This is a genomic window from Streptomyces sp. NPDC058157 (assembly GCF_042884105.1).
Classification (GTDB): domain Bacteria; phylum Actinomycetota; class Actinomycetes; order Streptomycetales; family Streptomycetaceae; genus Streptomyces.
On record NZ_JBHVUQ010000046.1, the window covers coordinates 36,762 to 48,640 of the forward strand.

An 11,879-nucleotide genomic window follows, 5' to 3' on the forward strand; every position below is an offset into this window, starting at 1 on the left:
ATGACGGTGGTCACGCGAGGCCCCTCTGTTCGAGCAGCGCGTACAGCGCCGCGGCGGATTCACGGACGGTCTGCGTGTGCGACTCGATGCGCAGGTCGGGGGCGCGCGGGGCCTCGTACGGGTCGTCGACGCCGGTCAGGCCGGAGATCTCGCCCGCCGCCTGCTGGGCGTACAGGCCCTTCACGTCGCGCACGGAGCAGACCTCTACCGGGGTCGCGACGTGGACCTCCAGGTACGGGGTGCCCTCGGCGGCGTGCTGCTTCGCGACGGCCTCGCGGCTGTCGGCGAAGGGGGCGATCACCGGGACGAGCGCCTTCACGCCGTTGCTCGCGAGGAGTTCGGCGACGAACCCGATCCGCTGGACGTTGGTGTGCCGGTCCTCGCGGCCGAAGCCGAGGCCGGCGGAGAGGAACTCGCGGATCTCGTCGCCGTCGAGGACCTCCACCCGGTGGCCCTCGGCGCGCAGCCGCTCCGCCAGCGCGTGGGCGATGGTGGTCTTGCCCGCGCTGGGCAGACCGGTCAGCCACACGGTGGCTCCCTGGCCGGTCACGCTCATCCGCTTCTCCGTAGGTTCCGTGGTGTCCGTAGATCTGGTGGTCATCAGCCGTGCAGTCCGCACTCGGTCTTGCCGCGCCCGGCCCAGCGGCCGGCCCGGACGTCCTCGCCCTCGGCGACCCGGCGGGTGCAGGGGGCGCAGCCGACGGAGGTGTAACCGTCCATCAGCAGCGGGTTGGTCAGGACCCCGTGCTCGGCCACGTACGCGTCCACGTCGTCCCGCGTCCAGCGGGCGATCGGCGAGACCTTGACCTTGCCCCGCCTCCCGTCCCAGCCCACGACGGGCGTGTCCGCCCGGGTGGGGGACTCGTCGCGGCGCAGGCCCGTGGCCCACGCGTCGTAGCCGGCGAGGCCCGCGTCGAGGGGGCCGACCTTGCGCAGGGCGCAGCACAGGTCCGGGTCGCGGTCGTGCAGCTTCGGCCCGTACACGGCGTCCTGTTCGGCGACCGTCCGGCACGGCAGCAGCGTGAGGAGGTTGACGTCCATGAGCGCCTCGACCGCGTCGCGGGTGCCGATGGTCTCCTCGAAGTGGTAGCCGGTGTCGAGGAACACCACGTCGACCCCCGGCATGACCCGGGAGGCGAGGTGGGCGACCACCGCGTCCTCCATGGAGGAGGTGACGCAGAACTTCGGGCCGAAGGCCTCCGCAGCCCAGGTGAGGACCTCCAGGGCGGAGGCGTCCTCCAGTTCCCGGCCCGCCCGCTCGGCCAGCTCTTTCCTGTCTCCGTGTGCCTGGGTCGTCGTCACCCGGCGGCTCCTTCGAAAGGGGGGACGCGGCGAACCGGTCAGGAATTCTCTGAGCCGAGATTAGCAATGACGACACATAAAGCACTGACGGTCCGCTGATCGACGGAATTTTCCGGACGAAGCAGTCACCGCAAGCCTTCGACCAGGATCTTTGTTTCATTTAAGGGGTTTTACGGGGCACGGTCAGGCGCCGGTAAGCGGTTCATCAGCGGACCGCCAGCACCCCTCTGCGACAGTGACGGAAAGAGCCCCGCCGAATTCCCCCACTTTCTGTCCGACATCCCCGGAGAGGCACGCGGAGAAATGAGCCTGCAAGGACCGCGCCGAGGAAGGCTGACACGCCGCCTCGCACTCTGTCTGTCGGCGGTGGGACTCACCGCCTCCATGCTCACCGCGGCGGAACCCGCCGCCGCGGGCACGCCGGAGACCTGGACCTCCACCTTCCAGGGCTCGGACGGCGTCACCTACTCGGCGACCAACCACCTGGTGGCCCCCGCGGGCGGCCCGGGCCGGCAGTGGATGCTCGTCTGGTCCGGCCCGGCCAAGCAGCCCGCCCCGGACTTCCTGACGGTCGTCGACGCGACCCCGGACTCCCCCACGTACGGCAAGGTCGCCAACACCGTCACCGTCGGCCCGAACAACGGCAACGAGCCGCACCACATGCAGTACGTGTGGCACAAGGGCGACCGGATCTACGCCGGCGGCATCATGGGCGACACCACCTTCGTCTTCGACGCGAAGGCCCTGCCCGCGCTGACCATCGCCGGGGTCAACACCGCCGCCGACACCCCCTGCGGCACCCTCCCCGACGCCTACCAGGTACTGAGCGACGGGACCGCGTACGGCACGTACATGGGCGGCCCGAACGTCACCGGCCCCTGCACCTACACGAACGGCCAGGTGCGGGTCGGCAACGGCGCCGCCGGCTCGCCCGGCGAGATCGTCCGGATCGGCCGGGACGGCAGGACGCTCGCCGAGATCCCGGCCGCCACGGAGGCGGGCGAGGACCCGGCCCAGTGCGGCAACGTCCCGGCGCTGCCGGCCGCGACCTGCGCCAACCCGCACGGCATCGCGGTGCGCGAGGACCTGAACGTGATGGTGGCGAGCGACTTCGCCGAGGCCCGCAACTTCATGACGCCGGACTCGGCGCTGAAGGAGAACCTGGCCCGCCAGACCGTCCGGGTCTTCGACATCACCCACCGCGACGACCCGGTGCTGAAGTCGGTGTCCAAGGTCGCCGACGGGCCGCGCGGGGCGCAGGAGCCGCGGGCCTTCTTCCGCGAGTCCCGGGTGGTCATGGAGACGGCGCTGACCAACCGGCCCGGCCACAAGGGGGCGTTCGTCTCCTCCATGGCGGGCGGCGCCGTCTTCTACACCCCGGACGTCACCGCGCCCGCCCCGCAGTGGAAGGAGGTCTTCGACGACACGACCGCCTACCGGACCTTCCAGGGCGACCGGCAGATCACCGGCAGCGGGGACAACGGCAGCTGGCTGGCCGTCAGCCCCGACGACCGGTTCCTGTTCCACACGGTGATGGGCCAGTCGGTGCCGTACGGCAAGCCGCTCGACCAGACGACCGGCATGGTCTACGTCCTGGACATCCAGAAGCTCCTCGCCGCCGGGACCGGCGCGCAGTGCTCCGTGGACGAGCTCGCGGAGGCGAGCCGCGGCGGCCGGGAGCGGGACTGCCCGGAGCTGGTGAGCACCGTCCCGATCCGCGACGTCAGCTCGGGCGGCCCGCACTGGGGCGCCATGGACAACTTCAAGCGCGGCGCCGACGGCGTGTACCGGGAGACCACGCAGGTCAGCCGGATCGCGGTGGCCAACTACTTCGTCGCCGGCTCCTTCGGCGGCGGCGGCGACCACCGGGTGTGCATGTTCGACGTCGACCGGCGCGGCCGGGTGACCCTCGACCGGTCCTTCCGCGACGAGAACACCGGCAAGCCGTGCGTCGGCTTCAACCGGGCGTCGTGGCCGCACGGCGACTACGGGGACGCGCAGCCGCACGGCGTGCTGTTCGTGGTCAGCGACGGGGTCGTCCGCCGGTGAACGCGGTCCTCCCGGCGGCGGTCGTCCTGACCGCCGCCCTGGCCCTGGGCGTGCTGCTGCTCCTGCGCACCCGGCTGCTCGCCCGCCGCTCCGCCGCCACGGCGTACTTCGCCGCGGCGGTGGCGTGCGCGGCGCTGGCCGGGAGCGTGGTGGGCCCGGGCGGCGGGGCCGCGGGCCGGGCGGCGGGCCGGGCGGCGGGCGGTCCGGTGCTGGAGTCCGTCGGGCTGGGCGGCACGCGGGTGCCGGTGCTGGTGGTGCCGAACCGGCCCGGGTTCAACCTGGTGGCCGTCGCCGCCCCCGACGCCGCCGCCGGGACCGTCCGGGACCGCCTGGCCAAGGGCGGGCCCCGGCCCGGGTCGGCGCTGACCTGGATCCCGGTCGAACTTCCGGCCGGGCCCGGGCGGTTGTGGGTCTCCGCCGGCGGGGCCACCGCCCCGCTCGGCGTGGACACCGGCCGCCGTTCGGGCGCCGCCCCGGCCCCGGCCGGGCTGCGGGGCCCCGACGGTGCGGAGTGCGCGAGCGCCGCCGCCGGCGCGGTGCTGGGCGGCAGCGCGAACGCCCCGGCCGGCTGCCCCTCCGACGCCCTGACGACCGCCGACGCCGCCGCGCTGCGCGCAACGGTCTCCTTCCTCGCCGGGCGCGGCACCCGCGCCGTCTCCCTGGCCGAGGACGACTCCCCGCGCGGCCGCGCCGCTGCCGCCGAGGTGCGTACCGCCGCAGCCCGCGCGGGCATCTCCGTATCCCCTCCCGACGCCTCGACCCGCCGCCCCCTCCTCGTGACCTCCGGCTGGGCGGGCGCGGATACCGCCGTCCACGACGTCGAGGCCGGCCGCACCGCCGCCGAGGGGACGTACCTGGCGCCCTGGCTGCTGACCGCACCGCTGCTCTCCCCCGGCGCGGGGCAGCTCATCCCGCTGCGCTACGCCCCGAACGGCCCGGCCGCCGTCGAGTACGCCGCCGCGCTGGGCGACCGGCTGCCGGGCGAGGTGCCGAGCGCCGCCGGGTACGAGGCCTGGCGTGCGGCCCGCGGGACGGCGGGCCCGGCGCCCGCGAAGCTCTACGCGGCGGCGGTGCTGTACGTACCGGGCAGCGGGGGCGCCGGCTCCGCCGGGGGCGGCCACCACCACGCCGGGTCCGCGACCTGGCTGCCCAGCGGAATGATCGTCCCGATAGCCCCTCTCGGCACCACCTGACGCCTGACCCCACAAGGAGCAGGACCATGACGGAAACAGTCGCCGCGCCGCCGGTCCGGACCGCCGGAGCCGCGCGCCCCGCCGCCGCCAAGCGCCCGGAGGGCCAGTGGGCGCTGGGCGAGTACGACCCCCTGAACGCCAACGAGCAGTTCAAGTCGACCGAGGACCCCCTCCTCGTCCGCGAGCGCATCGAACGGGTCTACTCCCGCGAGGGCTTCGCCTCCATCGACCCCGACGACCTGCGCGGCCGGATGCGCTGGTGGGGCCTGTACACCCAGCGCAAGCCCGGCATCGACGGCGGCAGGACCGGCTCCCTCTCGCCGGAGGAACTCGAAGACGAGCACTTCATGATGCGCGTGCGCAGCGACGGCGGCGCCCTCGACGCCGCCCAGCTGCGGGCGGTCGCCGACGTCTCGATGCGCTTCGCCCGCAACACCGCGGACATCACCGACCGCCAGAACGTGCAGTTCCACTGGATCCGGATCGAGGACGTGCCGGCGATCTGGCGGCGGCTGGAGGAGGTCGGCCTGTCGACGACCGAGGCGTGCGGGGACTGCCCGCGCGTGATCGTCGGCAGCCCCGTGGCGGGAGTCGGCGCGGACGAGGTCCTGGACGCGACCCCGGCGGTCCGCGAGATAGCCGCCCGGTACGTCGGCGACCCGTCCCTCTCGAACCTTCCGCGCAAGTACAAGTCGGCGGTGTCCTGGCTGCCGGACGTCCCGTACGAGATCAACGACCTGGCGTTCCTGGGCGCGGTCCACCCCGAGCACGGCCCCGGCTTCGGCATGTGGGTGGGCGGCGGCCTCTCGACCGTCCCGATCCTCGCCCGGCACGTCGGCGTGTGGGTCCCCCTCGCCGACGTCCCCGACGTGTGGGCGGGGGTCGCCCGCCTCTTCCGCGACTACGGCTACCGGCGGCTGCGCGGCCGGGCCCGGCTGAAGTTCCTGGTCGCCGACTGGGGCGTGGAAAAATTCCGCCGGGTCCTGGAGGAGGAGTACCTGGGCCGCCCCCTCCTGGACGGCCCGGCCCCCGCGCTCCCCCCGGCCCCGATCGACCACATCGGCGTGCACCCCCAGCGGGACGGCCTGTCGTACGTGGGCGCCGCCCCGCTGGCGGGCCGCCTCTCGGGCACGAAACTCGCCGCCCTGGCGGACCTGGCCGAGACCCACGGCAGCGGCCGGGTCCGCCTCACCCCGTACCAGAAGCTCCTGGTCCTGGACGTGGCGGACCCGGAGCCCCTGATCACCGCCCTCGCCGACATCGGCCTCCAGGCCCGCCCCTCCCCCTGGCGCCGCAACACGATGGCCTGCACGGGCATCGAGTACTGCAAGCTGGCGATCGTCGAGACGAAGGAACGCGCGGCCACCCTCGTCGCGGAACTGGAAAAGCGCCTGTCGTCCGAACCCTCCCTCCCCACCCTCAACATCAACCTCAACGGCTGCCCCAACTCCTGCGCCCGCACGCAGGTCGCCGACATCGGCCTGAAGGGCCAGCTGGTGGCGGACGAGGACGGCCGCCAGGTCGAGGGCTTCCAGATCCACCTGGGCGGCACCCTGTCCCTGGCCGCGGACCAGGAGGGCACCTTCGGCCTCAAGCTCCGCGGCCTGAAGACCACGGCGGCGGACCTCCCGGACTACGTGGAACGCGTCACCCGCACCTACCTGGCGGGCCGCACGGACCCTTCGGAGCCCTTCGCCTCCTGGGTCGCCCGCTGCGAGGAGTCGGACCTCCAGTAGGGACGGTCAGGATTCGAGAAGCACCGGCCGCCGTGCCGCCCGTAGCGTGCTGTCCAGCGCCCACCACCGGCTTCCGCGGCTTCACCCTGGGCCTCACGGTGTCCAACCCGGCCACCGTCGACGGCTTCCTCGATGCGGCCGTGGAAGCCGGCGCGACCGTCCTGAAGCGGTGAAGACCACCAGGCAGTTCTACACGGAGCGGGGCCTGACGGTGGCCAAGAGCTTCGGCAGCAAGTACGTGGAATTCGCCGCCACCCCTTCCAGCCCCGTCAAGCTGGCCCTGTACAAGCGCCGCGCCCTGGCCAAGGACCTCGGCGTCCCCGCGGACGGAACCGGCTCACACCGCCTCGTCCTCGGCAGCACCACCACCCCCTTCACCGACCCGGACGGCTTCCCGTGGGAGCCCACCGCCGCGTAGCCCGCCCTACGGCCCGGAGCGCGGCACGTGGGTCCGGGCCGTCCGGGCCCTCCCCTGCGACCACGGCAGGAATCCGGCTGGATACGCTCGCCCGGTCCGACCTGCTGAAAGGTGCCGCGATGAGCCAGTACTTCGACATCGGCGACGAGACGCTGTGGAACCCGTCCAACGGGGCTTCCCGGATGTTCCAGCGCCAGGTGGCGGTCTTCGAGGCGGAGCTGGGACTCCCCTCGGGCATCGGGCCGATGGAGAACGACGAGTGCCAGGTCAGCCCCGACACCTTCGAGGTCTTCGTCAACGCCCTCCTGGCGAAGCACCAAGGCAGCGGTCACGCCGTCTGGCTCGCGCTCTCGGAGGGCTTCATCGCCACGGTGCTCGTCCTCGCAGAACGCGCCGCGATCACGCCGCACTGGGCGGAACACGAAGCCGCCCCGGCCGGCCCGGGGGGCGGGCCGGCCGGGGGGTGGGGGGTGGTCAGGGGGTCAGTTCGGCTGCCAGGGATTGCAGGATGACGTCCGCGCTGCGGTCCACGTCTTCGCGGGTGGTGCGCCAGTTGACCACCGAGATGCGCATCGCCGCCCGGTCCTCCCACAGGGTGCCGCCGAACCAGCAGACGCCGCTGCGCTGGATGCGGGCGATGACCCTGCGGGTGGTCTCGTCGTCGTCGCCGAAGCGGACCAGGAGCTGGTTGAGGACGACGTCGTTGAGGAGTTCCACCCCGGGGACGTCCGCGAGGCGTTCGGCGAAGTGGGCGACGTGGGCGCAGCAGCGTTCCACCAGGTCCGCGACGCCCTCGCGGCCCAGGGTGCGCAGGGTCGCCCAGACGGGGAGGCTGCGGGCGCGGCGGGAGAAGTCGGGGACCCATTCGATGGCGTCGCGTTCGCCGTCCGTGCCCGGCGGGAGGTAGCCGGCGCGTTCGTTGAGCATGGCCGCGCGGTGGGCCTCGGGGTGGGCGATGACGACGATGCCGCAGTCGTAGGGCACGTTGAGCCACTTGTGGGCGTCGAGGGCCCAGGAGTCGGCCCGTTCCACGCCCGCGACCAGGGGACGGAGCTTCGGGCTGGCCGCGGCCCACAGGCCGAAGGCGCCGTCGACGTGGACCCAGGCGCCGTAGCGGTGGGCGATGTCGCAGATCTCCCCGACGGGGTCGATGGCGCCGGAGTTCACGTCGCCGATCTGGGCGCAGACGATGACCGGGCCGTCCAGCCCCGCCAGGGTGCGCTCCAGTTCGGCGGGGATCATGCGGCCCTTGTCGTCCACGGGGACGTTGCGGATGCGGGCGGTGCCGAAGCCGAGGTAGCGGGCGGCGAGGTCGATGGTCATGTGGTGCTGGGCGCCCGCGACGACGGCCACGTCCGGGGCGCCGCCCAGGCCCTCGCGTTCGACGTCCCAGCCCGCTTCGGCGAGGAGCTTGTGGCGGGCGGCCGCGAGCGAGGTCAGGTGGGCCATCGTGCAGCCGGTGGGGAAGCCGACGGAGGCGTGCGCGGGCAGGCCGAGGAGTTCGAGGACCCACTGCGCGGCCACGTCCTCGGCCACGGCGACGGCCGGGGAGAGGTTGTAGAGGCTGGCGGTCTGGTCGTAGGCGGCGACCAGCCAGTCCGTGGCGATGGCGACCGGCAGGGTGCCGCCGGTGACGTAGCCGAAGTAACGGGGGCCGTTGGCCGTCGGGATGCCGCCCTCGGCCACCGCGCGGCCGATGACCTCGATGGTCTCGGCCGGGTCGGCCGGTCCGGCCGGCAGCGGGCCACCGAACATTTTCAGCAATTGTTCGGAGCCGGCAGTGGCGCCCACCGGCCGCTCGGCGAGGCCCGTCAGATATTCGGTGGCCTGCTGATAGGCCAATGCGAGAGGCGCACTGTCTGCTGTGGTCATAGTACAAAGCTAGGCGGCTGGCACTGACGTGCGACTGACTTGAATGGCCGGAACTTCCGAAACCTTGGACAGCGGGCCGTTGGACTGTATTACTTTCTCCTGTGGCCCCGGCCGGTCCGGCCGGTCCGATGGCCCGCCATCCGTGCAGAGTCATGAGACTTGAGGAGTTCCGATGTCCGACGAGCAGACCCGCAAGGTTATCGAACAGTTCAACCAGGCATTCCAACTGCACGACCCCGGCCTGCTGAAGGACATCCTCGGCGAGAACTGCCGGCTGGAGAACTCCGGGCCGGCCCCCGACGGCACCAAGCACGTCGGTTATGACGAATGTCTGCAGTTCTGGACCTCGATCGCGGGCAACGAGCACATGACCTTCGAGGTGGAGGACGTCTGGGTGGCCGGCGAGCGTTCCGTCTGCCGCTGGACGCTGCGCTGGGGCGGCGGTCCGAAGGACTTCGTCCGCGGGGTGAACGTGCACCGCCTGGAGGGCGGAAAGCTCGTCGAGAGCTTCGGCTACGTCAAGGGCTGACGGCGGAAAGCAGAAGGGCCCGGGCCTTCAAGGCCCGGGCCCTTCGTGCGTGATGACCGAGCGTCAGTCCGCCAGCTGGGAGACGATCATCACGCAGTCCTCCAGGGCCTTCGTGGCGTGGCCCTTGCCCACCGTGTCCTCGACCAGCTGCGTGTTGCCGGGCACGAACGTGCGCCAGGTGCCGTCGCTGACGCCGCACTCCATCCTGCCGCTGACCAGCGTCATGATCTGGCGGCGCGGCGCCGGGTGGAAGTCGCCGAACCAGCCGGCCGGGATGTACAGGTACACGGCCTGCTTGGCCGGTATGCCCTCCGAGACGAACAGCGAAGGCGCGGGCGGGGCGAAATTGAGGGCCGTCACCTCCAGCTGCTCGTCGATGAAATGCGATTCGCCGTTCTCGTCGTTGTAGAGGCGGGAAACGGCGATTTTGGCGGTCTCGGCGGTCACGGAAACTCCCTGTGGACGTCGTGAAGAACTCGGGATCGGTTTCACTATCCCAGTCCGCGCTGATGGGACCCTGACCGATCCGGGAATCGGACGCCCTTTCCGTCTCAGATGTCCATCAGCCCCGTGTCAGCCGCCGCGTGCCAAGCTGAGGGCACGAGAAAGGCCGATGGAGAGGTACCCAAAGCGGCCGAACGGGGTCCGGCTTTCCGCCGGGCGGGCTCTGCCCACGCAGGTTCGAATCCTGCCCTCTCCGCTGGTGCTCCTCCCAGGCACGCGCATCCCGAACCGGTACCAGGGATGCGCGTGTCTTTGGCATGCGGCGCCCGGGACCGCCGGACAGGGCCTCCACAGCGCGCCCGTCCCCTCCTCCCCGGAATCGCGGAGCGACCGTATCCGGCCCCTCGCGGCCCGGCGCGACCCACCCGAACTGGTGTCGCCCTCCCGAGCGACCCCGACAGACATGGAGACGCAGTTGCCCAGCAGCGACCACCACACCGTTCCCGTGCTCCGCAGGACGGACGCCGCCGCGCTCGTGGACGAGGTCTCGTCCTGGCTCACCGTCGACGCCGACGAGATCGACGCCAAGTTCCTCGGCGAGCGCGCCCGTATCGTCGAGGCCGTCACCGACCTGAACGCCGCGGCCGTCGCCGGCCCCGGCCGCGAGGACGCCCACTACCACCAGCAGCTCCTCCTCTCGCGCATCTACCAGACCGTGATGCAGATCCCCGACCGGCCGAGCGCCGAGGGCTCCGTCCTGCTGCACGAGGTCACCCGGCTGCTGGAGAACGCCACCCTCGCCGCCGAGGACGCCCACCTGGAGCCCGGCCTGCTGGAGTCCGCGCCGACCGAGCCCAAGGCGTTCCTGTCCTGGCTCAAGGGGCAGGTGCGCGTGCACCGCGCCTTCAAGCACCCCTACTACACCGAGTTCATCAACCGCGAGGCGCGGGAGGAGGACCTGCGCACGTACGTCATCCAGGAGTCGCTGATCGACGGCCGCTTCGACGACTTCCTCGCGATGATGCAGATCGGTACGGCCGGCGCCAGCAAGATGGAGATCGCCGCCAACTACTGGGACGAGATGGGCAACGGCGACCCCGAGGCCGTGCACACCCACCTCTTCAACAAGATCTACGAGGTCTTCGACGTCCGCACCGAGGACCTCGAGGCCGCCATGACCACCACCGACCTGCACTCCGGCAACCTCGCGGTGCTGCTGTGCCGCTACCGGCACCTGTACCCGGAGGCCGTGGGCTTCCTCGGGATGACGGAGTGGCTGGCCCCCGACCGGTTCCGCAACGTCGTCCGGGCCTGGGAGCGCCTGGGCCTGCCGGAGGTCGGGATCACCTACCACCGGCTGCACATCACCATCGACTCGCAGCACGCCGCGGGCTGGTTCCACAACGTGGTCATCCCGAGCGCCGGCACCGCCCACATGCGCCGGGGCATCGCCCGGGGCGCGCTGTGGCGCGCCAATTCCTCCGCCCGCCACCTCGACGAGCGCCTGGACCTGGCCCGGCTCTCCGCCGAGCGCACGCCCGTCGCCGCGGGCTGAGGCGTGTCCCCGCGGGAGCACGGCTTCGCGCTCGTCGGGCTGGGCCCCGTGCCGGGGGTGGTCGCGGCGGCCTTCCGCGACCACCCGCGGCCGCGGGCCCTGTGGCTGCGGATGTCCTGGACGGCGGACGACGACTGGCTGTTCCGGCCCGTGACCCCGTACGGCGCCCCGGACGAGGGCGCCGACCGGGGGCTCGCGGCCGGGGTGTCGGCGCTGCTGCGGCGGGCCCTGTGCGGGCCGTGGCTGGACGTCCACGCGGACCGGCTGATCGAGCTGCACCGGGTGCGGACCGTGGCGCCCGCCGGGGAGACGGTGCCGGTGCGGCTGCCCGGACCGGTGCCGGGGGGCTGCGAGTTCGGCCTCGTCGCGGTGGCCGGGCGGACCGGGGGCGGGACGGGCCGGTCGCGGCTGTACGGCACGGGCCCGGAGGTGCCCCTGCTGGAGGCCGAGCCGGCGCCGGGGCAGGGGCTGCTGTTCGACCGGCGCGTGGTCGCGTACGACGGCCACGAGCTGCGGGCCGGCCCGGACGGCCCGGCCGTGCAGGACCTGCTGGTCGCCCACGTCCTGCGCCCGGCCGGTCCGCAGCCGGCCCTGCGCCTGCGCCCGATGCTGGTCCGCGGCCCGGCGGGCACCCTGCTCACCACCCGCCCGGCCCTGCGCTGACACGGCCACCGCCCGAGGGGGTGGTGGGGAGGCTCCCTCCCCACCACCCCCGGGCGGGTTAACACAAATCCGAGCCCACCAGACCACAGTGAATCGCGGTAGGCGGGGGGGGGGTGTT

Annotated in this window: 11 protein-coding genes, 1 tRNA gene and 1 pseudogene; 9 read left to right on the forward strand and 4 right to left on the reverse strand. The window is 72.7% G+C overall.

All coding sequences use genetic code 11. The annotated features are described in order from the left end of the window. Positions 1-10 precede the first annotated feature (10 nt). Positions 11-556 (reverse strand): adenylyl-sulfate kinase, encoded by a 546-nt coding sequence (gene cysC, locus ACFVXK_RS14525; RefSeq protein WP_389611862.1) that lies wholly within the window; start codon positions 554-556, stop codon positions 11-13. Positions 557-600: 44 nt separating this feature from the next. After that, on the reverse strand, positions 601-1,302 hold the full coding sequence (locus tag ACFVXK_RS14530) for a phosphoadenylyl-sulfate reductase (protein ID WP_389611852.1): 702 nt from the start codon (positions 1,300-1,302) through the stop codon (positions 601-603). A gap of 366 nt (positions 1,303-1,668) precedes the next feature. On the opposite strand from ACFVXK_RS14530, the gene ACFVXK_RS14535 reads away from it, so the two are divergent. The 5 genes and pseudogenes from ACFVXK_RS14535 to ACFVXK_RS14555 all read left to right on the forward strand — a co-directional run bounded on the left by ACFVXK_RS14535 (position 1,669) and on the right by ACFVXK_RS14555 (position 7,210). Continuing rightward, positions 1,669-3,351, forward strand: coding sequence for a hypothetical protein (locus ACFVXK_RS14535; protein WP_389611853.1), 1,683 nt, complete (start codon positions 1,669-1,671; stop codon positions 3,349-3,351). Then, positions 3,348-4,544, forward strand: coding sequence for a hypothetical protein (locus tag ACFVXK_RS14540; RefSeq protein ID WP_389611854.1), 1,197 nt, complete (start codon positions 3,348-3,350; stop codon positions 4,542-4,544). The genes ACFVXK_RS14535 and ACFVXK_RS14540 overlap by 4 nt, the downstream gene beginning before the upstream one ends. Before the next feature lie 26 nt (positions 4,545-4,570). Beyond that, positions 4,571-6,280 carry a nitrite/sulfite reductase gene (locus tag ACFVXK_RS14545; protein ID WP_389611855.1) on the forward strand — a complete coding sequence of 570 codons (1,710 nt, stop codon included), beginning with the start codon at positions 4,571-4,573 and terminating at the stop codon, positions 6,278-6,280. A 56-nt stretch (positions 6,281-6,336) separates the two neighbouring features. After that, positions 6,337-6,698 (forward strand): annotated as a pseudogene (locus ACFVXK_RS14550) (glyoxalase); the annotation flags it as partial. Positions 6,699-6,817: 119 nt separating this feature from the next. Next, on the forward strand, positions 6,818-7,210 hold the full coding sequence (locus ACFVXK_RS14555) for a DUF6086 family protein (protein WP_389611856.1): 393 nt from the start codon (positions 6,818-6,820) through the stop codon (positions 7,208-7,210). Here the strand turns inward: ACFVXK_RS14555 and ACFVXK_RS14560 are convergent. Next, entirely contained in the window at positions 7,173-8,570 is a 1,398-nt protein-coding gene (locus ACFVXK_RS14560) for a pyridoxal phosphate-dependent decarboxylase family protein (RefSeq protein WP_389611857.1), read from the reverse strand. The genes ACFVXK_RS14555 and ACFVXK_RS14560 overlap by 38 nt on opposite strands. A 172-nt stretch (positions 8,571-8,742) precedes the next feature. On the opposite strand from ACFVXK_RS14560, the gene ACFVXK_RS14565 reads away from it, so the two are divergent. After that, positions 8,743-9,099, forward strand: coding sequence for a nuclear transport factor 2 family protein (locus ACFVXK_RS14565; protein WP_389611858.1), 357 nt, complete (start codon positions 8,743-8,745; stop codon positions 9,097-9,099). Between the two features lie 63 nt (positions 9,100-9,162). Here the strand turns inward: ACFVXK_RS14565 and ACFVXK_RS14570 are convergent, their stop codons facing one another. After that, on the reverse strand, positions 9,163-9,546 hold the full coding sequence (locus tag ACFVXK_RS14570) for a hypothetical protein (RefSeq protein WP_042815963.1): 384 nt from the start codon (positions 9,544-9,546) through the stop codon (positions 9,163-9,165). 168 nt (positions 9,547-9,714) lie between these two features. On the opposite strand from ACFVXK_RS14570, the gene ACFVXK_RS14575 reads away from it, so the two are divergent. From ACFVXK_RS14575 to ACFVXK_RS14585, 3 genes are all read left to right on the forward strand, one after another. Then, positions 9,715-9,799 (forward strand) — tRNA-Glu (locus tag ACFVXK_RS14575). 207 nt (positions 9,800-10,006) lie between these two features. Further along, entirely contained in the window at positions 10,007-11,098 is a 1,092-nt protein-coding gene (locus ACFVXK_RS14580) for an iron-containing redox enzyme family protein (protein WP_389611859.1), read from the forward strand. 3 nt (positions 11,099-11,101) lie between these two features. Next, a complete protein-coding gene (locus tag ACFVXK_RS14585) occupies positions 11,102-11,761 on the forward strand; it encodes a hypothetical protein (protein ID WP_389611860.1) in 660 nt (219 codons plus the stop codon). The last annotated feature ends 118 nt before the right edge of the window (positions 11,762-11,879 follow it).